Below are 24,580 nucleotides of genomic sequence, written 5' to 3' on the forward strand. Positions count from 1 at the left end.
CCGTCTGCGCTTCCCGGGCACCCGCCCGGGAATGTCATCCTAATCAAGCGCCACCAGCAGAAGATCGGTTTTGCTGGTGGCGACAATTTTTTTCGACAAACAGACCGCTTTACTGAACAGGTTGTGATTGTGATTGCCGCAGATCACGAGATCGATGTCATCTTTTTCACATATATCGCGAATATATTCTCCAGGCTCTCCGGTAGCGATTATGGTTTTATTAATCGGATATCCGGCCTTGCTTTTCAGGTCTTCCAGAAACGTTTTCGTCTCTTCAAACATGATGTCGCGCAAATTTTCGAGCATTGGCGCTGACATTTGATTAAAGAGTTCCGGATCCGTGGCGATAGTAATAAGAGAGATTTTGCCGTTAACGGGTTTAACGATAGAGACCGCGCGGGTGATAAGCCGGTAGCTTTCTGGTGTCACCGCCACGGCAACGAGTACATGGGAATAGCTCATAGTGATGTCCTTTCGCCAGAGAGAACTGCAGGAAGCAGCCATAATGAAATAGTACGACGTACACGCCCCGAAAGAATGTGAAGCCGCTTTAATAACGGTGAAACACGGCTTTTGAATACATTAGCTATTCTTATCAAAGGAATAATTTAACCATTATTTCCGTTCTGTAACATCTTGTAACATAAGCGCAGGATGCATCCTGACACCGCTTTATCCCCTTTTCGTTCAAAAATGCATCATTAGCATGCTTCTTATTATTTGACGTAACTCACTGTTTTAAATCGGTAAGTTGATTTAAGTACTCCCCGGATAGTACTGTTTCTTTTATAGTGACCACCCGTGATCACGTGATGTTAAATAGTTGCAAATGTAAAGTATGGCCGACTGCTACACCGTAGTTAAGGGTGAATGAATATTCGGAATTTTACGCATTGCCAGGCGTCTGTTTGGTTAATTTTTATACAAAAGAAAAGCAATCCTGATGGTTTTTTAGTGACTTTTTCCGAAAATATGTGATACTCGTCACACTTTTTCCAAAATCTTTTCACAAGCACGTTGTGTGAACGGTGTCCGCCGAGTACGATTTGCTCGATTTAGGAAAAATCTTAAGCAAGTGTAAGGAAATGATGAAAGGCGTGCACGGAGCCTGCCAGGGACAATCGAATTTGACGGGAACACTGTTCACCGACAAGTCTGGTTTCACCGATGCATTTTGGCCGTAACGATTTATTTTTTTACCGGGATTTGCCCGGCGACATCACGGGGTGCGGCTTCGCCGCGTTAAAATAATAGTTTGTTATTGGATGGGAAAAATGCATACATCCGAGTTGCTGAAACATATCTACGACATCAACCTGTCATATCTGTTACTTGCACAGCGTCTGATCAGTCAGGATAAAGCGTCTGCGATGTTTCGCCTGGGAATTAGCGAAGAGATGGCGTCCACACTGGGCGACCTGACTCTGCCGCAAATGGTGAAACTGGCTGAAACGAACCAGCTTGTCTGTCAGTTCCGTTTTCAGGATCATCAGTCGATCACGCGTTTAACACAAGAATCACGCGTTGACGATCTGCAACAGATCCACACCGGTATTCTGCTCTCTACGCGTCTGCTCAACGAAGCCAGCGGCACCGAAGACGTCGCCAGGAAGAAAAGGGCATAACGTATGACCGACAAGAGCATTGTTCAGGAAGCCCGTGATATCCAGCTCGCCATGGAACTCATTACCCTTGGCGCACGTTTACAGATGCTGGAAAGTGAAACGCAACTTAGCCGCGGTAGACTCATCAAACTTTATAAAGAGCTGCGGGGCAGCCCGCCGCCAAAAGGTATGTTGCCCTTTTCCACGGACTGGTTCATGACCTGGGAGCAGAACATCCACGCATCGATGTTCTGTAACGCCTGGCAGTATCTGCTACGCACCGGGTTGTGTTCAGGCGTTGACGCGGTTATCAAAGCGTACCGTCTGTACCTGGAGCAATGCCCGCAAGAAAACGAAGAAGGCCCGCTGCTGGCGCTGACCCGCGCCTGGACGCTGGTCCGTTTCGTGGACAGCGGAATGCTTGAATTATCGCGCTGCAACAGCTGCGGCGGTAATTTTGTTACTCATGCACACCAGCCGGTTGGCAGCTTCGCATGCAGCCTGTGCCAGCCACCGTCTCGCGCCGTAAAAAGACGTAAACTTTCGCGAGATGCTGCCGATATTATTCCACAACTGCTGGATGAACAGGTCGAACAGGCCGTTTAACCGGATAGGTGTGGAAAACCACTCCAGCAGCGGCCCAAAAGGCCGCTGCTTTTTTTTTCCTAACTGAAACCGGCAACGTTTTCTGCTCACCTGAACATCCTCGCCATAGCCAACAGCGGAAGGATGATGTCGTGCTGATTTTAATAGGTTACCTGGTCATTCTGGGAACGGTCTTCGGTGGTTACATGATTACCGGAGGAGAGCTTGGTGCACTCTATCAACCTGCTGAATTAATCATTATCGGCGGGGCGGGTGTGGGTGCGTTTATCGTCGGTAACAACGGGAAAGCCATCAAAGGCACGCTGAAGGCGCTGCCGCTGCTGTTTCGCCGTTCGAAATACACCAAAAGTATGTACATGGATCTGATGGCGCTGCTGTATCGCCTGATGACCAAATCGCGCCAGCAGGGCATGTTCTCGCTGGAGCGTGATATTGAGAACCCGAAAGAGAGCGAGATCTTCACCAGCTACCCGCGCATTCTGGCGGACAACACCATGCTGGAGTTCATCACCGATTATCTGCGTCTCATCATCAGCGGCAACATGAACACCTTTGAGATTGAAGCGCTGATGGACGAAGAGATCGAAACGCACGAAAGCGAGGCGGAAGTCCCGGCCAACAGCCTGGCGCTGATGGGCGACTCGCTCCCGGCGTTCGGGATCGTGGCGGCGGTGATGGGCGTGGTGCACGCGCTGGCGTCGGCTGACCGTCCGGCGGCAGAGCTCGGCGCGCTTATCGCGCACGCGATGGTAGGGACATTCCTCGGCATCCTGCTGGCTTACGGCTTCGTGTCGCCGCTTGCAACCGTGCTGCGCCAGAAGAGCGCCGAAACCACCAAAATGATGCAGTGCGTGAAAGTGACGCTGCTGTCGAGCCTTAACGGTTACGCGCCGCCTATCGCCGTAGAGTTTGGTCGTAAGACGCTCTACTCCAGCGAGCGTCCGTCCTTCACTGAGCTGGATGAACACGTTCGCGCGGTGAAATCGCCTAACCAGCAGCAGGTGACAGAAGACGCATGAAAAACAGCAACCACCCCGTCGTTATCGTAAAAAAGCGCAAGCATAAAGGCCACGGCGGCGGTTCGCACGGCTCGTGGAAAATCGCTTACGCCGACTTTATGACAGCCATGATGGCCTTCTTCCTGGTGATGTGGCTTATCTCCATCTCCAGCCCGAAGGAGCTGACGCAGATTGCGGAATATTTCCGCACGCCGCTGTCAGCCGCCATCACCGGCGGGCATCGCATCGCCGATAGCGAAAGCCCGATTCCGGGGGGTGGAGATGATGTCACGCAGTCGCAGGGCGAAGTGAAAAAACAAGAGCCGAATATCGACGAGCTGAAAAAACGCATGGAGCGTAACCGCCTGCAAAAACTGCGTGGCGATCTGGATCAGCTTATCGAAGCGGACCCGAAACTGCGTGCGCTGCGCCCGCATCTGCGCATCGATCTCGTGCAGGAAGGGCTGCGTATTCAGATTATCGACAGCCAGAATCGCCCGATGTTTAAAACCGGCAGTGCCGAAGTCGAGCCGTATATGCGCGACATTCTGCGCGCCATCGCGCCGGTGCTGAACGGGATACCGAATAAAGTGAGCCTGTCAGGCCACACCGATGACTTCCCGTACGCTAACGGCGAACGCGGCTACAGCAACTGGGAACTCTCGGCAGACCGCGCCAACGCGTCGCGTCGCGAGCTGGTTATCGGCGGGCTTGATGATGGCAAAGTTCTGCGCGTGGTGGGCATGGCCGCCACGATGCGCCTGGCGGAGAAAGGCGCGAATGAAGCTCTGAACCGCCGCATAAGTTTGCTGGTACTCAACAAGCAGTCGGAAGATGCCATCGTGCATGAAAACGCCGAAAGCGAAAATGAGTCACTGAGCGTATTACAACAACCGGGCGCCGTCCCCCCGGCCTCAAACCCAACACCGTCCCAACCGGTTACGAGGTGATAGCGTGAGTATGGATATTAGCGATTTTTATCAGACATTTTTCGATGAGGCTGACGAACTGTTGGCTGACATGGAGCAGCATTTGCTCGATCTGGTGCCCGAAGCGCCCGATGCCGAACAGCTAAATGCCATATTCCGCGCCGCGCACTCTATCAAGGGTGGCGCGGGGACCTTTGGCTTCACCATCCTGCAGGAAACCACCCATCTGATGGAAAACCTGCTGGATGAAGCACGTCGGGGTGAAATGCAACTCAACACCGACATTATCAACCTGTTTTTGGAAACCAAAGATATTATGCAGGAACAGCTTGACGCTTATAAAAGCTCTTCGGAGCCGGACGCAGCCAGCTTTGAATACATCTGTCAGGCACTGCGCCAACTGGCGCTCGAAGCCAAAGGCGAAGCGCCTGCGGCGGCGGCGAAACTCTCTGTTGTTGAAACAGAAACCGCGGCACCTGCGGCCAGTGCACCCACGGATGGCGGCAAGCTGCGCATAAAGCTTGGCAAACTCAAAGGCAATGAAATCGAACTCCTGCAGGAAGAGCTCGGTAATCTCGGCGCCTTAAGCCAGATTGAAAAGGGCGCCGATCACCTGATCGCCACTCTTGAAACCAGCGCCAGCGCAGATGACATCACCGCGGTGCTCTGCTTTGTCATCGAAGGCGATCAGATTGAGTTCCTGCCGCTGCCTGCCGCTGATGAAGCGCCTGCTGTCGCGGCCGCGCCAGTGGTTGAAGCCGCGCCTGCGCCTGTGGTCGCCGCACCGGTCACGAAAGCGCCTGCCGCCAGCGCCCCACGCGCCGAGCAGAACAAACCGGCCCGCGAAAAAGAAAACACCAGTATTCGTGTAGCGGTGGAGAAAGTTGACCAGCTGATAAACCTGGTGGGCGAGCTGGTTATTACCCAGTCGATGCTCCAGCAGCGCTCCAATGAGCTTGACCCGGTCACCCACGGCGACCTGATCACCAGCATGAGTCAGTTACAACGTAACGCCCGCGATCTGCAGGAATCGGTGATGTCCATCCGTATGATGCCAATGGAATACGTCTTCAGCCGCTTCCCGCGTCTGGTGCGCGATCTGGCGAGCAAACTTGGCAAGCAGGTTGAATTGACCCTGCAGGGCAGCTCCACCGAACTCGACAAGAGCCTGATTGAACGCATTATCGACCCGTTAACGCACCTGGTGCGTAACAGCCTCGACCACGGTATCGAATCGCCGGAAAAACGCGCCGCTGCGGGTAAATCCCCGGTGGGCAACCTGATCCTCTCCGCAGAACATCAGGGCGGCAACATTTGCATTGAAGTGACCGACGACGGCGCTGGCCTCAACCGCGAGCGTATCCTTGCGAAAGCGATGTCTCAGGGCATGGCCGTCAGTGAAAGCATGACCGATGACGAAGTGGGCATGCTCATCTTCGCGCCAGGCTTCTCCACGGCAGAGCAGGTGACCGATGTTTCCGGTCGCGGCGTCGGCATGGACGTGGTGAAACGTAACATTCAGGAGATGGGCGGCCATGTTGAAATCGCCTCCCGTCAGGGCCAGGGCACGACGATTCGTATCCTGCTGCCGCTGACGCTGGCTATCCTCGATGGCATGTCGGTTAAGGTAAACGAAGAAGTCTTTATTCTGCCGTTGAACGCGGTCATGGAGTCGCTGCAGCCGCGTGAAGAAGATCTGCATCCGCTGGCAGGCGGCGAGCGCGTACTGGAAGTGCGTGGCGAATATCTGCCGCTGGTGGAGTTGTGGAAAGTCTTTGATGTGCAAGGGGCGAAAACCGAAGCGACGCAGGGCATTGTCGTTATCCTGCAAAGCGCCGGTCGCCGTTATGCACTGCTGGTCGATCAGCTGATTGGTCAGCACCAGGTCGTCGTGAAAAACCTTGAGAGTAACTATCGCAAGGTGCCGGGTATTTCGGCCGCCACGATCCTGGGCGATGGTAGCGTGGCGCTGATTGTTGATGTATCCGCGCTGCAAAGTTTAAACCGTGAGCAACGTCTGGCGCCGACCGCCGCCTGAAGCCACTATCGTAGAAAAGGTAAGTAATATGACCGGTATGAGCAACGTCACTAAACTGGCCGGCGAGCCGTCTGGCCAGGAGTTCCTGGTATTCACCCTGGGCGACGAAGAATATGGTATCGATATTCTGAAAGTGCAGGAGATCCGCGGTTACGATCAGGTAACCCGTATCGCCAACACGCCGTCTTTCATTAAAGGTGTCACCAACCTGCGCGGTGTTATCGTGCCTATCGTTGACCTGCGCGTGAAGTTTGAGCAGGGCGATGTGGAATATAATGAAAACACCGTGGTTATCGTACTGAACTTCGGCCAGCGCGTGGTCGGCATCGTGGTGGATGGCGTCTCTGACGTGCTGTCTCTCACGGCCGAGCAGATCCGCCCGGCGCCGGAATTCGCTGTGACGCTCTCCACAGAATACCTGACAGGCCTCGGCGCTATTGGCGAACGCATGCTGATTCTGGTACACATTGAGAAGCTGCTCAACAGCGAAGAGATGGAGCTGATTGACAGCGCAACCGCCCGCGTGGCGTGACAACAAGAAAAGCAGTGGCACGGGGCGCGAAAGCGCCCCTTTTTTTCGCCTGTTCACAGGCGAAGGAGGAGCCTGACGACATCGCACCGACAGAGAAAAGAGCCGCACTACCCGCTAAGCAGGGGGGCTTATAATGTGACGTAAATCACATACCAATTAATATATCATTTACCGTTTACATTCTGAAACGTTCAATAAAATCTAAATCACTGTAATAAAAGGTTTTTCCCTTCTCCTCGGACGCCTCGTTGATGTTTTTAACAACTTCTGTGATGTTTTGAAACATAAACTAAATTTCAGATTAGCGTCTCGTCTGACGCGCTGCGCTTTATGGCTAAGGCCACTTGCCCGGCCTGCCAGCGCGTCACTTCCGTTTTGAGTTTGAGGGGATCCACGATGAAAACACGTCTGTTAGCGGTTATCTTCGGTGCCGGTGTCATGCTGAGCGCGCCGGCAAGTTATGCGGTCACCAGCAGCGGGACCATCGGCGCAACCTTAACGCTGACTAATGGTTGCCTGATCAACGGCTCCCCAAGCCAGAACGGGATCAACTTCGGTACGCTGAACTTCGGGACCAGCCCGGCGACATTCTCCACGCTGACCACCCAGTTAACGGGCGCGGGCGGCGGCAACACCTTCTCCATTCAGTGCACCACGCCGGAATACACCGTGCAGATAACAGGCAGTACCAACCAGGCGCCGGGTACCGTTGTTGGCACGCCGGGCACGCCGGGGCGTTATCTGGTCAATACCACAAACACCGCGCAGGGCGTGGCGTACAGCCTCTACAGCGACAGCGCCTTCCAGAACGTGATCGCGAACAACGCCTCCATTCCGGCCGCGTCGACGACCGGTGGCGTGAGTAACTACACCATCTATGGCCGTATTCAGGGCGGCGGTAACAGCGTGACCGTCGTACCGGGCACCTACACCGACACCATTAACGTCAGCGTCACCTACTAAGCGTCAGCAGGGCCGCGATGAGGATGAAGGGCAACCGTCAGCGGTTGCCCCTGGGGAGCGCTGTGCGGCGCATTCTGTGGGGGACGGCTGGCCTGTTAGCGGTGAGCGGCAACGCGCAGGCCGTCACGACGCAGTCGTTTCAGGTAAGCGCCACTGTCGCCGCCGGGTGTTCGGTCACGACCGGCACGGGCGGCGTCATGGGATCGCTCAACTTCGGCACCCATACCGGCGTCGAAAGCACGCGCGTCAGCACCAGTTTTGTGCCGTCTTCCTCGTTATTGCTCGCCTGTACGCCAGGCGTGGCGCTCAGCATGAGCATCAACGGCGGCCAGAACTACGGCTCATCGGTGCGCAACATGGTGCGCGGCGGCGGTACCGAACGGGTGCCGTATCGTCTCTATACGTCGAGCTCGCTCAATGCGGCGAGTGAAATCGGCGTCAACCAGGCGGTTTCCATCGCCTACAGCAACAGCAATAACATTTCGCTGCCTCTCTTTGGCGCAGCGCAGCTCACGGGCTTTAGCCCCGCCGGCAGCTATACCGACACGCTGACGGTGACATTATCATGGTGATACAGGGAGAGCAGACATGATGCAGTGCGCAACGTCTCTCAGGCGGCTCGGACTGGCCGCCGCGTTTTGGCTGACCACAGGCAGCGCCTGGTCGGCCGGCAATATGCTTATCTGGCCCATCGATCCTTACCTCGCGCCCGGCGACAACGCGGCGGAGTTGTGGATTCAGAATCAGGGCGCCACGCCGATGACCATGCAGGTGCGCATTGTGCGCTGGCGGCAGGAGGGCGGCAACGAGCGCTACCAGCAGCAGCAGGATGTGGTGGCAAGCCCACCGATTGTACGTATCGACGGCGGTAAAAAGCAGCTCATCCGCCTGATAAGCCAGGCGCAGATCCCGACGGGCGTCGAGCAGGCGTACCGTATCGTGGTGGATGAGATCCCGCAGCCCACCGAGCCTGGCAAACCGCAGCTCGGCCTGAAACTGCAAATGCGCTATTCGATTCCGCTTTTCGCGTACGGCCAGGGCGTCGCCACCGAGCGTGCGGGCACGCATCACGCTTATTTACAGCCGGAAAATCTTTCCTGGCGGGTCGTCAGAGATAACGGCCAGCCCGCGATTGAAATTGCCAACCGGGATCAGATCCACGCGCGCATCAGCAAAGTGACGGTACAGCAGGGCGGCAAATCCCGCGTGCTGGCGGAAGGATTGCTGGGTTATGTGTTGCCAGGCCAGACGCGCATCTTTCCGCTGCCAGCGGGCGTGTCGCAGCCGACGCAGCTTAGCGCCTCCGTCAACGCCCGCGAGGGGACATGGCAGGCCGCCGCCCGGTGAGTCGTCGGGGGGGGATAATCAGCCTGCTGTGTGTCGTCTCTCCCGCCGTTTATGCGCTGGAAGGCGACGACGCGCTGCCGCCGCCGCCGGACGCGCAGGCCATTGACCGCCAGGCGGTGTTTCATCTGTCGCTGGTGGTCAACTATTACGATACAGGGCTGGTGGTGCCGGTAACGCGGCGCGGCGGCGCGATGTGGGTCTCGTCGGCCGATTTGCAGCGCGCCGGGCTGCCGGGCGATAAACTCCCGCAGGGCGAGGTTAACGTTGATGCGCTTCCGCAGGTGAAAAGCCGCTACGACAGCACGGGTCAGCGTTTGTTGCTGACGGTACCGACCGACTGGGTGCCCGCGCGCACCGTGGCGCTCGGCGAACAGGAGCGACGGGTGCGCCCGCGCGCCAGCAACGGGGCGGTGCTCAATTATGATTTTTACGCCAGCGACACCAATCACGGTTTGCGTCAGGCGTCGCTATGGCACGAGATGCGTCTGTTTGGCAATGCGGCCTCGTTTTCCACGACCGGGGCGTTACGGGAAGTGTTCCGCGGTTATCCGGGGCAGGATGAAGGCTATATGCGCTACGACACCGTGTTTAACAGCACCAACGATGACAGCGCCTGGAGCTGGTCGCTGGGCGATGTTATCAGCGACAGCCTGAGCTGGAGCAACAGCGTGCGCATGGGCGGCATTTCGGTCGGTCGCGACTTCTCGCTGCGTCCCGATCTCATCACCTATCCACTGCCCGCGTTCTCCGGCGAGGCGGCGGTGCCCACCACGGTAGACGTGTTTATCAACGGCTACCGCTCCGGCTCGACCGATCTCGCCCCTGGCCCCTTTACGCTCACCAATCTGCCTTATATTAACGGCTCGGGTGACGCGGTGCTGGTCACCACCGACGCCCTGGGCCGCCAGGTCTCCACTACGCTGCCGTTTTACGTGGCAAGCGAGCTGCTGAAACCAGGCTTAAGCGATGGCTCGTTCAGCGCGGGCGCGCTTCGCCGCAACTACGGCGTGAAAAATTTCGATTACGGTCCGGCGGCGGCAAGCGGCTCCTGGCGCTACGGGGTGACGGATTTCTGGACGCTGGAAACCCACGGCGAAGCGGCGGAAAAGCTTAAGCTCGGCGGCGTCGGGTCGCTGGTGAAGCTCGGCCGCTTCGGTGTGATCAACGGCGCGGGAAGCTGGAGCAAGATGCGCGATTACAGCGGCCAGCAGTGGAACTGGGGCTATCAGTACAACACGGCGGGTTTCAGCATCTCTACCCAGCAGACCCGCCGCACGCGCGGGTTCGGCAACCTGGCGCTCTACGATCAGCCCGTGCGCTACGATCAGTATCAGGAGCCTATCATCACCTTAAGCCGCTCCAGCGCCCAGTATGCGCTGACGCTTAATATGGGCGCGGCGGGCAGCGTCGGCGCGGCCTGGATTGACGTGCAGTCCTTTAACCGCGACCACACCCGGCTGCTGAACCTCTCGTGGAATAAAACGCTGTGGAATAGCAGCCTTTATCTGGCCGCGAGCCACGATTATGAAGAGCGCGACTGGACGTTCGCGCTCTCGCTGCAAATCCCGCTCGGCGAGCAGAGCTCGGTGGCGCTCAGTGCCGAGACCACGCCGGAGAGCGGCTCAACCCAGCGCGTTAACTTCAACCAGGCGATGCCAAGCGACGGCGGATTCAGCTGGAACCTCGCTTACGCCAGGCAGTCGCGCGATGACAACTATCAGCAGGTGACGCTCGGCTGGCGCAACAACCACATTGAGACGCAGGGCGGGATCTACGGCCAGACGAAAAACCTCACGCGCTGGGCCGAGGCCACCGGGTCTGTGGTGACGATGGACGGTGAACTGTTTGCGGCAAACCAGATCAACGACGCCTTCGCGGTGGTCAGCACTGACGGCCAGCCGGGTGTAACGGTGAACTTTGAAAACCAGCCGGTCGGGGAGACCGACGAGGAAGGCTATCTGCTGGTCAGCGGCGTAACGTCCTATTACCCGGCCACCTACAGCATCGACGCGCTGAATCTGCCTGCCGATACCCGCATCCGTGATACCGAACGGCGCATCGCGCTGCGGCGTAACAGCGGTTATCTGGTGACCTTCCCGATGGAGCAGGAGCGGGTGGCGAGCGTAATTTTGCATGACGAAAACGACCAGCCGCTGCCGGTATCAAGCCAGGTGTTTCGTGATGATCGCCCCACTGCGGTGGTGGGGTACGACGGTATCGCCTGGCTTGAGGATATTGGCGGGGTGAATCCGCTGCGCGTCACAAAACCCGATGGCAGCACTTGCCGCGTCACGCTGACGGTGAGCTCGTCACGCTCGCATCGTCTGGAAACCTATGGTCCGCTCATTTGTCGCGAGGGTACGCCATGATTCGTCTGCTGCTGATGATTCTCCTTGTTGTGGCAAGCCTGCCTGCGCTGGCGGATTGTCGCGTCAGCGGCACCGGCGCGGCCTACGGCAGCCAGACGTCATTTGTGATTAACAGCACCGTCCAGACCACGACGGCGACGCTGACGCTGGACTGCGACTCGGTGTTGAACGTGCTCAATAATGACTTCGTGACCCTGACGCTGACCGGTGCCACCACAACCGCCGGCACCCGCGCCACGCTCGGGCGTAGCGGTGATACCACCGACCGCATTCCCGTTCAGGTTTGCGCCCAGAGCGGCTGCCCGTCCGGCAGTGAGCTTGCCATTAACGGCAGCTACCGCTGGACCGGGCAGTCGCTTCTGAATCTCTTAACCAGTAAACGTTACACCTTCCCGATCTATATCCGCACGTTACAAGGGCAGAACGTCGCGGCGGGTGCCTATCAGGTGACGCTCAATTTCAGCGTGAACTACAGCATCTGCGCGGTCGGTATTGCGGTCTGCCTGACGCCGCAGAACGGCACGTCAACCTTCACAAGCCTGGTGACGCTCACCGTCACCAACGATTGCAGTACGATCACCGCGCCGAATCTGAATTTCGCCAGCGCGCCGCTGGTGAAAGACTTCGCGCCAGTCTCGCAAACTATCGCCATCACCTGCACCAAAGGCAGCACCTATACCGTTGGCATCAATAACGGCAACTATGCCGTAGGCAGCGTGCGCAATATGGCGAGCGGGACCAACCGTCTCAGCTATGAGATTTATAAAGGCAGCACCGCGAACCGCTGGGGCGTCAGCGGCACCGAGCGCTGGGCCAGCGACACGCCCACGCAGGTCAGCAGCGATGGCCGGCTGAAATCCTATCAATACACGGCGCGTATCCTTGCGACCCAGAACACGCCGCCCGCAGGCAGTTACACCGATACGCTGGTGGTGGACGTGGCGTTCTGAGTCCGCCGCCGACTAACGCAAATTTCCTTTACACAACGATAAAGTTCCCCCAGGCCATGCCGATAACCCCTTCAGGAACCAGAAGGAAGGTGTCGCATGTTGAATCGTATCCGCGTTGTCTCACTGTTGATGATGGTGCTGGTGGTCTTCGCACTGCTGCAATTCATTTCCGGTGGGATGTTTTTTTCGTCACTGAATGAAAACCAGCAAAGTTTCGCCGCGTCGCACCAGTTGCGACTGCAACAGGCGCAGCTCAACCAGTCGTGGAACCTGCTGCTGCAGACCCGCATCAACTTAAGCCGCTCAGCGGCGCGGATGATGATGAATGCGAACAACCAGCAGAGCAGCGCGAAAACCGATCTGCTCAACACGGCGAAAAAAGTGCTGGCTGAAGCGGATACCCACTTTAACGCCTTTAAAGCCGTGACGGTGGATGTACCGGAGATTAACGCCGCCGCGGGCGACGTCGAGCAGAGCTATCGCGATTACTACCAGGCGCTGAGCGAACTGGTGCAGTACCTGGAAACCGGCAACATGGACGCCTACTTCGCGCAGGCGACGCAGGGCAAACAGAACGCGCTGGAAAAAGCCGTTATGCGCTATGACGACGTCAACGTGCGTCTGGCACAGCAGGCCTGGGACGAGAGCCGCAGCGATTTCCGTGTGGCCCAGTGGCAGACCGGCATTCTGGCGGTTCTGGTGGTGCTGGTTATCGCGCTGGTGTGGTACGGCATCCGTCACGTTCTGCTCAAACCGCTGGCAGGGGTTATCCACCATATTCGCGAGATTGCGGGCGGCAACCTGACCGAAACCATTACGGTTACCGGGCGTAACGAGATGACGGAGCTTTCCGCGAGCGTTCAGCATATGCAACAGGCGCTGATCCAGACGGTAAGCACCGTGCGTGAAGGCACCGATGCGATTTACAGCGGCACCAGCGAAATCGCCGCGGGTAATACCGATCTCTCTTCACGTACCGAAGAGCAGGCGTCCGCGCTGGAGCAGACCGCTGCCAGCATGGAAGAACTGACCGCGACGGTGAAACAGAACGCCGAAAACGCCCGTCAGGCATCACAGCTGGCTCTGAGTGCGTCGGAAACCGCGCAGCGCGGCGGCAAAGTGGTGGATGGCGTGGTTAACACCATGCATGACATCGCCGCCAGCTCGAAAAAGATTTCAGACATTACCAGCGTCATTGATGGCATCGCCTTCCAGACCAACATTCTGGCGCTGAACGCCGCCGTGGAAGCGGCGCGGGCAGGGGAGCAGGGCCGCGGGTTCGCGGTGGTGGCAGGCGAAGTGCGCAACCTCGCAAGCCGCAGCGCTCAGGCGGCCAAAGAGATTAAGGCGCTGATTGAAGATTCCGTTTCGCGCGTCGATTCCGGCTCCGTGCTGGTAGAAAGCGCGGGCGAAACGATGCAGGAGATTGTCGGGGCAGTCACGCGCGTCACCGACATTATGGGCGAGATAGCCTCTGCGTCCGATGAACAGAGCCGCGGCATCGATCAGGTGGCGCTGGCGGTCTCCGAAATGGATCGCGTGACGCAGCAAAACGCCTCGCTGGTGCAGCAGTCCGCCGCTGCCGCGAGCGCGCTGGAAGACCAGGCAAGCCGCCTGTCGCAGGCGGTCGCCGCCTTCCGTCTCGCGGCATCGCGTGCCAGCGCCCCGCGCAGCGTCCAGACGGCCGCGCCGGTGAGCGCCAGCCTGACGCCCGTAGCGGCAAGTCAACCGGCCGTTGCAAGCCAGGATAACTGGGAAACATTCTGAACAGATTCCGGCGTATGACCGGCTAAGGAAGCAGGCATGTTGTACCAAAGGAAAACGCTGTCGGAAGGTTTTTGGGAAAAAGCGCGCGACGCGAAAGCATGGGACGTACTGCACAGCTCGTCCATGCAAACGAACAGAATCGGATGCGTGCTCCACGGCGCGTCTGAAAAGAAAAAAGTTTCAGTCTTAAACCTTGAACACGGCTTTTGTAAGCGTAACAAGATGGCCGCACCACCCTGAGTGGTGCCAGTAACACTCTGACTGTGAAGAAGAAGGCAACATGACATCATCCATGCCTGCTGGGCAAACGTCATTATTAGTACAGATGACACAGCGCCTCGCGCTGTCCGACACCCACTTCCGTCGGATATGTCAATTGATATACCAGCGCGCCGGGATCGTGCTGGCTGAACATAAGCGGGACATGGTCTACAACCGTCTGGTTCGACGTCTGCGCACGCTTGGGCTGGATGATTTTGGACGCTATCTCAGCATGCTGGAGGCCAATGCCAACAGCGCCGAGTGGCAGGCGTTTATCAACTCGCTGACCACCAACCTGACGGCGTTTTTCCGCGAGGCGCACCACTTCCCGGTGCTGGCGGAGCACGCGCGTAAGCGTTCGGGCGAGTACCGCGTCTGGAGCGCCGCGGCGTCGACGGGCGAGGAGCCTTACTCCATCGCCATTACGCTTGCCGATACGCTCGGCACCGCGCCTGGCCGCTGGAAAGTCTACGGCACGGATATCGATACCGAAGTGCTGCAAAAAGCACAGAGCGGAATTTACCGGCAGGAGGAGCTGAAAACCCTCTCGCCGCAGCAGATGCAACGCTATTTTATGCGCGGCACTGGGCCTCACCAGGGGCTGGTGCGCGTGCGTAACGAACTGGCGAACCAGATTGAGTTCGCCTCGCTGAACCTGCTTGATAAGCAGTACAACGTACCGGGGCCATTTGACGCGATTTTCTGCCGCAACGTGATGATTTATTTCGATAAAGAAACACAGCAGGAGATCCTCAAACGCTTTGTTCCGCTGCTGAAGCCAGGCGGTCTGCTGTTTGCAGGCCACTCGGAAAACTTCAGTAACCTCAGTCGGGAGTTCTCGCTGCGCGGTCAGACGGTGTATGCCCTGAGTAAGGAAAAAGAATGAGTAAAATCAGAGTGTTGTCAGTAGATGATTCGGCGCTGATGCGTCAAATCATGACCGAAATTATCAACAGCCACAGCGATATGGAGATGGTGGCGACGGCGCCGGACCCGCTGGTGGCGCGCGATCTGATTAAGCAGTTCAACCCGGATGTCTTAACGCTGGATGTTGAAATGCCGCGCATGGATGGCCTCGATTTCCTGGAAAAACTGATGCGTCTGCGTCCGATGCCGGTGGTCATGGTCTCTTCGCTGACGGGAAAAGGCTCTGAAGTGACGCTGCGCGCGCTGGAGCTGGGCGCGGTGGATTTCGTGACCAAGCCGCAGCTTGGCATTCGTGAAGGGATGCTGGCGTACAGCGAACTGATTGCCGATAAAGTGCGTACCGCCTCGCGTGCGCGGATTTCCGCCCGCCTGCCGGACGCGGTGCCGAAAACGCTGAAAGCAGGCCCGCTGTTGAGTTCGGAAAAACTGATTGCCATTGGTGCCTCCACGGGCGGCACCGAAGCGATTCGCCATGTGCTCCAGCCGCTGCCGCTCTCAAGCCCGGCGGTACTGATTACCCAGCACATGCCGCCTGGATTTACCCGTTCTTTCGCCGAGCGACTGAACAAGCTGTGCCAGATTAGCGTGAAAGAAGCCGAAGACGGCGAGCGCGTGCTGCCGGGCCATGCCTATATCGCGCCAGGCGATAAGCATATGGAGCTCGCGCGCAGCGGCGCTAACTACCAGATAAAAATCCACGACGGGCCGCCGGTTAACCGGCACCGTCCGGCCGTGGATGTGTTGTTTCACTCCGTAGCCAAACATGCGGGGCGCAACGCGGTGGGCGTGATCCTCACCGGGATGGGCAACGATGGCGCGGCGGGAATGCTGGCGATGCACCAGGCGGGCGCCTGGACCATCGCCCAAAACGAAGCGAGTTGTGTGGTGTTCGGCATGCCGCGTGAGGCCATCAATATGGGTGGCGTCAGCGAAGTCGTCGATCTAAGCCAGGTCAGCCAGCAGATGCTGGCGAAAATCAGTGCCGGACAGGCAATACGTATTTAACGAGGAGTACAGTTTTTATGGCGGATAAAGATCTCAAGTTTCTGGTTGTGGATGATTTCTCCACCATGCGCCGCATTGTACGTAACCTGCTCAAAGAGCTGGGTTTTAACAACGTAGAAGAAGCGGAAGATGGTGTGGATGCCCTCAACAAACTGCAGACCGGTGGTTTCGGTTTCGTGATTTCCGACTGGAACATGCCCAACATGGATGGTCTTGAGCTGCTCAAAACCATTCGCGCCGACGGTGCTATGGCGTCCATGCCGGTACTGATGGTGACGGCGGAAGCCAAGAAAGAGAACATCATCGCGGCAGCGCAGGCAGGCGCCAGCGGCTACGTGGTGAAACCGTTCACGGCGGCGACGCTTGAAGAAAAACTGAGCAAGATTTTCGAAAAACTCGGCATGTGAGGACAGGCAGATGACGGCATCGATAAAACCGACTGACGAGCATTCGACTGGCGACATTATTGTCCGTATCGGCAGTCTTACCCGCATGCTGCGTGACAGTCTGCGCGAGCTGGGGCTTGATCAGGCGATTGCGGAAGCGGCGGAAGCTATCCCGGACGCGCGCGACCGTCTGGATTACGTGGTGCAGATGACAGCGCAGGCCGCCGAACGCGCCCTGAACTGCGTCGAGGCTTCGCAGCCTCACCAGAACAAACTGGAAAGCGACGCGAAAGCGTTAAGCGGCCGCTGGGACGAGTGGTTTGAGAACCCTATCGAACTGAGCGACGCGCGCGAACTCGTGACCGACACCCGCCAGTATCTGGCCGAGGTGCCGGACCATACGAGCTTCACCAACGCCCAGCTTCTGGAAATCATGATGGCACAGGATTTCCAGGATCTGACCGGTCAGGTGATCAAGCGCATGATGGATGTTATCCAGGAGATTGAGCGCCAGCTTCTGATGGTGCTGCTGGAGAACATGCCGGAGCCGAACGCGCGCGCCAAGCGCCCGAACGACAGCCTGCTCAACGGCCCGCAGCTGGACGCCACCGCCGCAGGCGTCGTGGCAAGCCAGGATCAGGTCGACGACCTGCTCGACAGCCTGGGGTTCTGATCCCCGCTAACCCTCCCTTCGGGGAGGGCAGTAAAGCGCGAAACAACCACCGGTTTTGCGCTTTTCTCTTCCCATTAGCTTTTCCCGCCTCTGGCATGCTAGCTGCGTAATAGTAGCTGCGAGAATCGAATCGTGTCAGACGATAGCGACGACAAAACAGAAGCCCCCACACCCCACCGACGAGAAAAGGCGCGAGAAGAAGGGCAGATCCCCCGTTCCCGTGAACTGACCTCCATGCTGATGCTGCTGGTCGGCGTCGCGGTGATTTGGGTCGGTGGTTCGCTGCTGGCACGTCAGCTGGCGGCCATGCTCTCTCACGGCCTCCATTTCGATCACAGCATTATTAACGACCCTAAACTTGTGGTCGGGCAGATCAGTTTTTTGATAAAGCAGGCGCTGATGGCGCTGGTTCCGCTGATTATGGGCGTGGTGATTGTGGCGCTGTTTGCCCCGATGCTGTTAGGTGGCCTGCTGTTTAACCCGAAAGCGGTGGCGTTTAAGCCAGAAAAACTGAACCCGTTGCCGGGCATCAAACGCATTTTTTCATCGCAGTCGCTGGCGGAGTTGCTGAAAGCCATTCTGAAGTCGGTCCTGGTGGGCATCGTGACCGGGGTTTTCCTCTGGTACAACTGGCCAGACATTATGCGTCTTATCAGCGAATCGCCGATAGCCGCCATGCGCAACGCCCTGAATCTGGTCGCGCTGTGCTGCATTCTTATCGTGATGGGCCTGGTGCCGATGGTGGGCTTTGACGTGTTCTGGCAGATAGTCAGCCACACAAAAAAATTACGCATGTCGCGCCAGGATATTCGCGATGAATTCAAGAACCAGGAAGGCGATCCGCACGTGAAAGGGCGCATTCGCCAGCAGCAGCGCGAAGCCGCCCGTCGCCGCATGATGGCGGACATACCGAAAGCCGACGTTATCGTCAACAACCCGACGCACTACTCGGTAGCGTTGCAGTATGACGAGAACAAGATGAGCGCCCCGAAAGTGGTGGCCAAAGGCGCAGGGCTGGTGGCGCTGCGTATTCGCGAAATTGGTAATGAACATCGAATTCCGATGCTGGAAGCGCCGCCGCTGGCGCGCGCGTTATACCGGCACGCGGAAATCGGTCAGCAGATCCCAGGACAGCTTTACGCTGCCGTCGCGGAAGTGCTGGCATGGGTATGGCAACTCAAGCGCTGGCGTCTGGCTGGCGGCTTGATTCCGAAGAAACCTGAAAACCTTCCGGTGCCTGAGGCGCTGGATTTTTTGAACGAGAAGGACACTGATGGCTAATCTGGTGGCAATGCTGCGCCTGCCTGGCAATTTGAAATCGACCCAATGGCAGATACTCGCCGGGCCGGTTATTATCCTGATGATCCTGTCGATGATGGTGCTGCCATTACCGGCCTTCATCCTGGATTTGCTGTTCACCTTTAACATCGCGCTTTCCATTATGGTGCTGCTGGTGGCGATGTTCACCCAGCGCACGCTGGAGTTCGCGGCGTTCCCGACCATTCTGCTGTTTACCACGTTGCTGCGTCTGGCGCTGAACATTGCGTCCACGCGTATCATTCTGATGGACGGCCACACGGGTGCGGCGGCGGCGGGGAAAGTGGTGGAGGCGTTCGGCCACTTCCTGGTCGGCGGCAACTTCGCCATCGGTATCGTGGTGTTCATCATTCTCGTCATCATTAACTTCATGGTTATCACCAAGGGGGCGGGGCGTATCGCGGAAGTGGGCGCGCGCTTTGTCCTTGACGGGATGCCAGGCAAACAGATGGCTATCGACGCCGACCTTAACGCCGGGCTTATCGGTGAAGAGGAAGCGAAAAAACGTCGTACTGAAGTGACCCAGGAAGCCGACTTTTACGGCTCGATGGACGGTGCGAGTAAGTTCGTGCGCGGTGACGCCGTCGCGGGCCTGCTGATTATGGCTATCAACATTATCGGCGGCCTGCTGGTGGGTGTGGTGCAGCACGGTATGCCGGTCGGCCAGGCGGCGGAGAGCTATACGCTTTTGACCATCGGTGACGGCCTGGTGGCCCAGATCCCGGCGCTGGTGATTTCGACCGCGGCGGGCGTTATCGTGACCCGCGTCGCCACCGATCAGGACGTTGGCGAGCAGATGGTCGGCCAGCTGTTCAATAACCCGCGTGTGATGGTGCTGAGTGCCGCCGTCCTCGGCCTGCTCGGTATGGTACCGGGGATGCCTAACTTTGTGTTCCTGCTGTTTACCGCCGCGCTGCTGGGTCTCGCCTGGTGGATGCGTGGCCGCGAACAGCAGGCGCCAGCCGCGCCCGCGCCGGTTATCCAGCAGGATAATCCGCAGGCCGTGGAAGCGACTTGGAACGACGTGCAGCTGGAAGATTCGCTCGGGATGGAAGTGGGCTACCGCCTGATCCCGATGGTGGATATGCAGCAGGACGGCGAACTGCTGGGCCGCATCCGCAGTATCCGTAAGAAATTCGCGCAGGATCTCGGCTTCCTGCCGCCGGTGGTTCATATCCGCGATAACATGGATCTGCCGCCCGCCCGCTATCGCATTCTGATGAAAGGCGTGGAAATCGGCAGCGGTGAAGCCTATCCGGGCCGCTGGCTGGCGATTAACCCCGGCACCGCCGCAGGCTCTCTGCCGGGCGAGCCGACGGTCGATCCGGCGTTTGGTCTGGCCGCTATCTGGATTGAAAGCGCGCTGAAAGAGCAGGCGCAAATCCAGGGCTTTACGGTGGTTGAGGCCAGCACCGTGGTGGCAACGCACCTGAACCATCTGATCGCGCAATACTCCGCTGAGCTGTTTGGCCGTCAGGAAGCGCAGCAGCTTCTCGATCGCGTGAGCAAAGAGCTGCCGAAACTGACAGAAGATCTGGTGCCGGGCGTCGTGACGCTCACCACGCTGCATAAAGTGCTGCAAAACCTGCTTGCCGAGAAAGTGCCAATCCGCGATATGCGCACCATTCTGGAAACGCTTGCCGAGCACGCGCCGGTTCAGAACGATCCAAACGAACTGACCGCCGTGGTGCGTGTGGCGCTGGGCCGCGCGATTACCCAGCAGTGGTTCCCTGGCAACGACGAAGTGCAGGTCATTGGGCTTGATACGTCGCTTGAGCGTCTGCTGCTGCAGGCGTTGCAGGGCGGCGGTGGCCTGGAGCCTGGCCTTGCGGACCGTCTGCTTGAGCAGGCGCAAGAGGCGCTGTCGCGCCAGGAGATGCTCGGCGCGCCGCCGGTACTGCTGGTGAACCACGCGTTGCGTCCGCTGCTCGCGCGTTTCCTGCGCCGCAATCTGCCGCAGCTGGTGGTGCTCTCGAACCTTGAGCTGTCCGATAACCGCAATATCCGCATGACGTCCAGCATCGGAGGTAAATAATGCGCGCGCGCTTGTTAATGGCGTTACTGACGCTGCCTGTACTGGCGAACGCCGCAGGAGAGGGCGCCTGGCAGGCGAGCGCGATGGGGCCGGTAGTGAGCCAGCGCGGCATGGCGGCCTCGTCACCGTTGCTGGCACCGGATTCCCCGCCGCCGCAGGGCGTGATGACGGTCGTCGTCTGGCGCTATGAGCTGGCAGGCCCGACGCCCGCAGGCATGGTGGCGCGGCTCTGCTCGCAGACCCGCTGTGTGGACGTGGACGACCAGACCGGCACCACGCGCGCCTTTACCAACGTTTCCGCCGCCGAGCCGCTGCGCTTTATCTTTGAAGTGCCGGGCGGCGGCAGGCTGTGGCCGGCGCTGGAAGTGCGCAGCAGTCAGGTCATCGTCAATTATCGTTAACGCTCTTCTGTAACACGCGCCGCCGCGCGTTTCCCTTCTCCAGCCGCCCGATTTTTGGCGGCTGGCTCGCAGTTCTGAACTCCCGCTTTGAACACTTCGAAACGCTGTTTTATAAATCAGTGAAGCCGGTGGCGGCGCTCTTTGTATTTTTGCCAGTATTGCGTTTCAGGTGGCAGAAAAGGAAAGGTTTCCCACCCGCCATACTTTTACTTTAGCCCTGATAGCTCTGCGCCTGGCCGCAGGACTCCACATAAAAACACACAGGGTGACGGCGATGAAAACGCGTAAACCAGGACTGGCAAATTACCTTGCCTACGGGTCAGGAGACTTCCTCGGCGCAGGAACGACCGCCCTCACGGCAGCGTGGCTTCTCTATTTCTACACGACCTTCTGTGGCTTAAGCCCGATTGAGGCGACCTTTATTTTCGCGGCGGCGAGGGTCGCCGATGCGGTGGTCAGCCCGCTGATGGGCTTTCTTACTGACAACTTCGGCACCACCTGGCTCGGCCGCCGGTTTGGCCGCCGGAAATTCTTTATCCTGCTCGGCATTCCCTGTGTCTTTAGCTACTCGCTGATGTGGGTGGGAGATATGGGATTCTGGTACTACCTGCTCACCTACCTGCTGTTTGATATCGTCTACACCATGATTCTGGTGCCTTACGAGACGCTGGTGCCGGAAATGACCGATGATTTCAAACAGAAAACCAAATTCTCCGGCGCGCGTATTTCGATGGCCCAGATGTCCGCCATTCTGGCGTCGTTCCTGCCGGGCGTGCTGCTGACGCACTTCGGTAAAGACAATGCAGTCTCCTTCTTCTATGCAAGCCTGGTCTTCTCGGTGCTCTGCGCGATTATGCTGACGCTGGTGTGGATCTTCACCTGGGAGCGCCCGCGCGAAGAATGGTCACAGGCCGCGCTGCGCGCCGAAGAAGAGAAGAAACACCTGACGCTCGGCCAGAGCCTGCGCCGTCTGGTGGTTGAACTCTCCTCCACGCTGCGTATCCGTATTTTCCGCCAGCATCTTGGCATGTATCTCGGCGGCTATATCGCCCAGGACGTCTTCAACGCGGTGTTTACTTACTACGTGGTGTTTGTGCTGATGCAGGAAGCGTCTGTCGCCTCTAATCTGCTCGGCACGATGGCGGTTTTCCAGTTTATCGCCGTTATCGCGATGATCCCGCTTTGCATCCGCTTCGGGCCTGCGCCGTCTTACCGCATGGTGGTGGTGCTGTTTGGCCTGAGCTCGCTCTCTTACGCGCTGCTCTATTACACCGACATGAGCGATATTTACTCGCTGCTGTTGTTGGTCTCGGCACTGGCGGGCCTCGGGCGCGGCGGCATTAACTATGTGCCGTGGAATACCTACACCTATATCGCCGATGTCGATGAAGTGGTCACCGGGCAGCGCCGCGAGGGCATTTTTGCGGGGATCATGACGCTCACCCGTAAAGCCTCGCAGGCGGGCGCGGTGATGCTGGTGGGAATTGTGATGCAGATGTCCGGGTTTGTCTCCGGCCAGAGCACCCAGGCACCCGCGGTGAGCCATACCATTCTGACCATTTTAAGCGTCGGCACGATAGCCGTGCTGGCCTGCGGTTTCCTGATTTCCCTGCGCTTTAAGCTCAACCTGAAAACCCACAGCATTCTGCGTGAAGAGACCGCGAAGATGCGCGCCAGCGGCCGTGTGATGCCGGAGAGCATCAGCCCCGCGAACCGCGCGACGGTCGAGATGCTGGCGGGCATGCCTTATGAAAGCCTGTGGGGGAATAACAACATTGGCTATCTGAACCGCAATAAGCCAGCGGCACCCCCGCTGAAAACGGTCACTCCCGAATTTGATACGACACAGAGGTTAAGTTAATGATTGTCTGGCCCGTAAAACACAGTCCGCTGCTGCGTCAGCCGGAGCGTTTCATTGCCCGTGATGAACTGAAGGCGATGATCCACAAAATTACCGACAACCTGATCAACATTAAAGATGAAACCGGGCAGTTCCTCCTGCGCCTCGATGACGGGCGCGTGATTGATACCAAAGGCTGGGCAGGCTGGGAGTGGACGCACGGGGTAGGGCTGTACGGCATTTATCAATATTACCGCCAGACCGGTGATGAGCGGATGCGCGCGGTGATTGACGACTGGTTCGCGGCGCGCTTTGCCGAAGGCGCCACCACCAAAAACGTCAACACGATGGCCCCGTTCCTGACGCTGGCGTACCGCTATGAAGAGACGCGCGACCCCGCGCTGTTACCCTGGCTTGAAACCTGGGCCGAATGGGCCATGTATGAAATGCCGCGCACCGACCAGGGCGGGATGCAGCACATCACGCTCGCTGAAGAGAATCATCAGCAGATGTGGGACGACACGCTGATGATGACGGTTCTGCCGCTCGCTAAAATCGGCAAGCTGCTCGGGCGTCAGGCGTACGTTGATGAGGCGATCTATCAGTTCCTGCTGCATATGCAGAACCTGATGGACCGGAAAACCGGGCTGTGGTTCCACGGCTGGAATTACGAAGGTTGCCATAATTTTGCGAACGCTCGCTGGGCGCGCGGCAATAGCTGGGTGACGATTGTTATCCCCGATTTTCTTGAGCTGATGGACTGGCCGGAGCAGCATCCGGTGCGCCGCTATCTGACGCAGGTGCTGGCGCGCCAGGCGGCGGCGCTGGCAGAGTGTCAGGATGAGAGCGGCTTGTGGCACACCCTTCTTGACGATCCCAGTTCCTACCTGGAAGCGTCCGCCACGGCCGGGTTCGCCTGCGGCCTGCTGAAGGCGGTGCGCAAGCGCTATATCGGCAAGGAGTACGGCCTGGTGGCGGAGAAGGCTATCAAAGGCGTAGTGGCGAACGTTTCGCCGCAGGGCGAGCTGTTGCAGGTATCGTTCGGCACCGGCATGGGAAGCGATCTCGACTTTTACCGGCAGATCCCGCTTACGTCGATGCCTTATGGTCAGGCAATGGCTATTCTGTGTCTGACGGAATACCTGCGCACTTATCTGTAACGATATGCGCCGCGTGCCAAATGCCGTCACGCGGCGTACATTTGATTGTTCTTACACTGCTTAAAATGTTTAATTCCGCACCGTCCCGCTCATCACGCTTATCGTATTAGCCGGAAAGCATTTAAGCTATTAGTATTAGCTTATTTATACAGTATGCCTCTTGTTATGGCTCTGATAATATTAATACCGCGCTTATCCAGCTAATATTATATTTTCAATATTAAATTCCTCCAAAAAAGTAATTCATTGTATCTTGTTTCTTTGTTGTCAGTCTTTAAAATGCCAGCCGCACTGCCATTATTGTTGGTTTATTTTTTACAGTAACAATAACCAGGTAAATCCAGCAATGTCGCTGCTATGACGCCGTGATTCTTTGCTATGCGCAAAGAGTATTATTTCGGATGTATTTTATAAATGCATTACGCGACATGTCGTTCTGTCGCCTTAATGTCTCTAAGGTATTAATCAGACA

The 24,580-nt window shown here is 57.8% G+C and carries 22 protein-coding genes; 21 read left to right on the forward strand and 1 reads right to left on the reverse strand.

Features of this window, described 5'->3' with window-relative positions; all coding sequences use genetic code 11:
- Positions 1 to 39: 39 nt before the first annotated feature.
- Complete coding sequence (gene uspC / locus G6041_RS02995) at positions 40 to 462, reverse strand: universal stress protein UspC (RefSeq protein ID WP_007868796.1); 423 nt, start codon at positions 460 to 462, stop codon at positions 40 to 42.
- An 812-nt stretch (positions 463 to 1,274) separates the two neighbouring features.
- On the opposite strand from uspC, the gene flhD reads away from it, so the two are divergent.
- From flhD to bglB, 21 genes are all read left to right on the forward strand, one after another.
- A complete protein-coding gene (flhD, locus tag G6041_RS03000; protein ID WP_004384886.1) occupies positions 1,275 to 1,625 on the forward strand; it encodes a flagellar transcriptional regulator FlhD in 351 nt (116 codons plus the stop codon).
- Positions 1,626 to 1,628: 3 nt separating this feature from the next.
- The gene (gene flhC, locus G6041_RS03005; protein WP_004384887.1) at positions 1,629 to 2,210 is read left to right on the forward strand and encodes a flagellar transcriptional regulator FlhC; all 582 of its coding nucleotides are present in this window, start codon (positions 1,629 to 1,631) and stop codon (positions 2,208 to 2,210) included.
- Between the two features lie 131 nt (positions 2,211 to 2,341).
- The gene (gene motA / locus G6041_RS03010) at positions 2,342 to 3,229 is read left to right on the forward strand and encodes a flagellar motor stator protein MotA (RefSeq protein WP_004384888.1); all 888 of its coding nucleotides are present in this window, start codon (positions 2,342 to 2,344) and stop codon (positions 3,227 to 3,229) included.
- Positions 3,226 to 4,158 carry a flagellar motor protein MotB gene (motB, locus tag G6041_RS03015; RefSeq protein ID WP_007776016.1) on the forward strand — a complete coding sequence of 311 codons (933 nt, stop codon included), beginning with the start codon at positions 3,226 to 3,228 and terminating at the stop codon, positions 4,156 to 4,158. Before motA ends, motB begins: the two co-directional genes overlap by 4 nt.
- Positions 4,159 to 4,168: 10 nt before the next feature.
- The gene (cheA, locus tag G6041_RS03020) at positions 4,169 to 6,175 is read left to right on the forward strand and encodes a chemotaxis protein CheA (RefSeq protein ID WP_012124441.1); all 2,007 of its coding nucleotides are present in this window, start codon (positions 4,169 to 4,171) and stop codon (positions 6,173 to 6,175) included.
- 28 nt (positions 6,176 to 6,203) lie between these two features.
- Positions 6,204 to 6,707, forward strand: coding sequence for a chemotaxis protein CheW (gene cheW / locus G6041_RS03025; protein ID WP_004384891.1), 504 nt, complete (start codon positions 6,204 to 6,206; stop codon positions 6,705 to 6,707).
- Between the two features lie 396 nt (positions 6,708 to 7,103).
- Positions 7,104 to 7,670, forward strand: a complete 567-nt coding sequence (locus tag G6041_RS03030; RefSeq protein ID WP_004384892.1) for a Csu type fimbrial protein — start codon at positions 7,104 to 7,106, stop codon at positions 7,668 to 7,670.
- A 62-nt stretch (positions 7,671 to 7,732) separates the two neighbouring features.
- A complete protein-coding gene (locus G6041_RS03035) occupies positions 7,733 to 8,242 on the forward strand; it encodes a Csu type fimbrial protein (protein ID WP_007900802.1) in 510 nt (169 codons plus the stop codon).
- Positions 8,243 to 8,258: 16 nt separating this feature from the next.
- Positions 8,259 to 9,017 (forward strand): fimbrial biogenesis chaperone, encoded by a 759-nt coding sequence (locus G6041_RS03040; RefSeq protein WP_007850878.1) that lies wholly within the window; start codon positions 8,259 to 8,261, stop codon positions 9,015 to 9,017.
- On the forward strand, positions 8,996 to 11,386 hold the full coding sequence (locus tag G6041_RS03045) for a fimbria/pilus outer membrane usher protein (RefSeq protein WP_084999260.1): 2,391 nt from the start codon (positions 8,996 to 8,998) through the stop codon (positions 11,384 to 11,386). The genes G6041_RS03040 and G6041_RS03045 overlap by 22 nt, the downstream gene beginning before the upstream one ends.
- Positions 11,383 to 12,336 carry a Csu type fimbrial protein gene (locus G6041_RS03050; protein WP_084999257.1) on the forward strand — a complete coding sequence of 318 codons (954 nt, stop codon included), beginning with the start codon at positions 11,383 to 11,385 and terminating at the stop codon, positions 12,334 to 12,336. Before G6041_RS03045 ends, G6041_RS03050 begins: the two co-directional genes overlap by 4 nt.
- Positions 12,337 to 12,432: 96 nt before the next feature.
- Entirely contained in the window at positions 12,433 to 14,103 is a 1,671-nt protein-coding gene (tar, locus tag G6041_RS03055; protein ID WP_012124444.1) for a methyl-accepting chemotaxis protein II, read from the forward strand.
- 280 nt (positions 14,104 to 14,383) lie between these two features.
- Positions 14,384 to 15,250 carry a protein-glutamate O-methyltransferase CheR gene (gene cheR / locus G6041_RS03060; RefSeq protein ID WP_004388324.1) on the forward strand — a complete coding sequence of 289 codons (867 nt, stop codon included), beginning with the start codon at positions 14,384 to 14,386 and terminating at the stop codon, positions 15,248 to 15,250.
- On the forward strand, positions 15,247 to 16,296 hold the full coding sequence (locus G6041_RS03065; protein WP_004388325.1) for a protein-glutamate methylesterase/protein-glutamine glutaminase: 1,050 nt from the start codon (positions 15,247 to 15,249) through the stop codon (positions 16,294 to 16,296). Before cheR ends, G6041_RS03065 begins: the two co-directional genes overlap by 4 nt.
- 17 nt (positions 16,297 to 16,313) lie before the next feature.
- Entirely contained in the window at positions 16,314 to 16,703 is a 390-nt protein-coding gene (gene cheY, locus G6041_RS03070; RefSeq protein WP_004388326.1) for a chemotaxis response regulator CheY, read from the forward strand.
- Between the two features lie 10 nt (positions 16,704 to 16,713).
- Positions 16,714 to 17,355 carry a protein phosphatase CheZ gene (gene cheZ / locus G6041_RS03075; RefSeq protein WP_004388327.1) on the forward strand — a complete coding sequence of 214 codons (642 nt, stop codon included), beginning with the start codon at positions 16,714 to 16,716 and terminating at the stop codon, positions 17,353 to 17,355.
- A 132-nt stretch (positions 17,356 to 17,487) separates the two neighbouring features.
- A complete protein-coding gene (gene flhB / locus G6041_RS03080; protein WP_041460470.1) occupies positions 17,488 to 18,636 on the forward strand; it encodes a flagellar biosynthesis protein FlhB in 1,149 nt (382 codons plus the stop codon).
- Positions 18,629 to 20,707 carry a flagellar biosynthesis protein FlhA gene (gene flhA, locus G6041_RS03085; RefSeq protein ID WP_004387398.1) on the forward strand — a complete coding sequence of 693 codons (2,079 nt, stop codon included), beginning with the start codon at positions 18,629 to 18,631 and terminating at the stop codon, positions 20,705 to 20,707. The genes flhB and flhA overlap by 8 nt, the downstream gene beginning before the upstream one ends.
- Positions 20,707 to 21,108 carry a flagellar protein FlhE gene (gene flhE / locus G6041_RS03090; RefSeq protein ID WP_007900770.1) on the forward strand — a complete coding sequence of 134 codons (402 nt, stop codon included), beginning with the start codon at positions 20,707 to 20,709 and terminating at the stop codon, positions 21,106 to 21,108. The genes flhA and flhE overlap by 1 nt, the downstream gene beginning before the upstream one ends.
- Positions 21,109 to 21,382: 274 nt before the next feature.
- Positions 21,383 to 22,969 (forward strand): MFS transporter, encoded by a 1,587-nt coding sequence (locus tag G6041_RS03095; RefSeq protein WP_041460471.1) that lies wholly within the window; start codon positions 21,383 to 21,385, stop codon positions 22,967 to 22,969.
- Positions 22,969 to 24,108: a beta-galactosidase BglB gene (gene bglB, locus G6041_RS03100; RefSeq protein WP_012124448.1), complete on the forward strand. Its 1,140-nt coding sequence runs from the start codon at positions 22,969 to 22,971 to the stop codon at positions 24,106 to 24,108. The genes G6041_RS03095 and bglB overlap by 1 nt, the downstream gene beginning before the upstream one ends.
- Positions 24,109 to 24,580: the final 472 nt, after the last annotated feature.

Source organism: Cronobacter sp. HA18003 (assembly GCF_011605905.1).
GTDB classification, from domain to species: Bacteria; Pseudomonadota; Gammaproteobacteria; order Enterobacterales; family Enterobacteriaceae; genus Cronobacter; species Cronobacter sakazakii.

Bases quoted from the DNA above. Each gene is read 5' to 3' on its own strand.
- uspC (WP_007868796.1), bottom strand. From the start codon at position 462: ATGAGCTATTCCCATGTACTCGTTGCCGTGGCGGTGACACCAGAAAGC.
- flhD (WP_004384886.1), top strand. From the start codon at position 1,275: ATGCATACATCCGAGTTGCTGAAACATATCTACGACATCAACCTGTCA.
- flhC (WP_004384887.1), top strand. From the start codon at position 1,629: ATGACCGACAAGAGCATTGTTCAGGAAGCCCGTGATATCCAGCTCGCC.
- motB (WP_007776016.1), top strand. From the start codon at position 3,226: ATGAAAAACAGCAACCACCCCGTCGTTATCGTAAAAAAGCGCAAGCAT.
- cheA (WP_012124441.1), top strand. From the start codon at position 4,169: ATGGATATTAGCGATTTTTATCAGACATTTTTCGATGAGGCTGACGAA.
- cheW (WP_004384891.1), top strand. From the start codon at position 6,204: ATGACCGGTATGAGCAACGTCACTAAACTGGCCGGCGAGCCGTCTGGC.
- G6041_RS03030 (WP_004384892.1), top strand. From the start codon at position 7,104: ATGAAAACACGTCTGTTAGCGGTTATCTTCGGTGCCGGTGTCATGCTG.
- G6041_RS03040 (WP_007850878.1), top strand. From the start codon at position 8,259: ATGATGCAGTGCGCAACGTCTCTCAGGCGGCTCGGACTGGCCGCCGCG.
- G6041_RS03045 (WP_084999260.1), top strand. From the start codon at position 8,996: ATGGCAGGCCGCCGCCCGGTGAGTCGTCGGGGGGGGATAATCAGCCTG.
- G6041_RS03050 (WP_084999257.1), top strand. From the start codon at position 11,383: ATGATTCGTCTGCTGCTGATGATTCTCCTTGTTGTGGCAAGCCTGCCT.
- tar (WP_012124444.1), top strand. From the start codon at position 12,433: ATGTTGAATCGTATCCGCGTTGTCTCACTGTTGATGATGGTGCTGGTG.
- cheR (WP_004388324.1), top strand. From the start codon at position 14,384: ATGACATCATCCATGCCTGCTGGGCAAACGTCATTATTAGTACAGATG.
- G6041_RS03065 (WP_004388325.1), top strand. From the start codon at position 15,247: ATGAGTAAAATCAGAGTGTTGTCAGTAGATGATTCGGCGCTGATGCGT.
- cheY (WP_004388326.1), top strand. From the start codon at position 16,314: ATGGCGGATAAAGATCTCAAGTTTCTGGTTGTGGATGATTTCTCCACC.
- cheZ (WP_004388327.1), top strand. From the start codon at position 16,714: ATGACGGCATCGATAAAACCGACTGACGAGCATTCGACTGGCGACATT.
- flhA (WP_004387398.1), top strand. From the start codon at position 18,629: ATGGCTAATCTGGTGGCAATGCTGCGCCTGCCTGGCAATTTGAAATCG.
- flhE (WP_007900770.1), top strand. From the start codon at position 20,707: ATGCGCGCGCGCTTGTTAATGGCGTTACTGACGCTGCCTGTACTGGCG.
- G6041_RS03095 (WP_041460471.1), top strand. From the start codon at position 21,383: ATGAAAACGCGTAAACCAGGACTGGCAAATTACCTTGCCTACGGGTCA.
- bglB (WP_012124448.1), top strand. From the start codon at position 22,969: ATGATTGTCTGGCCCGTAAAACACAGTCCGCTGCTGCGTCAGCCGGAG.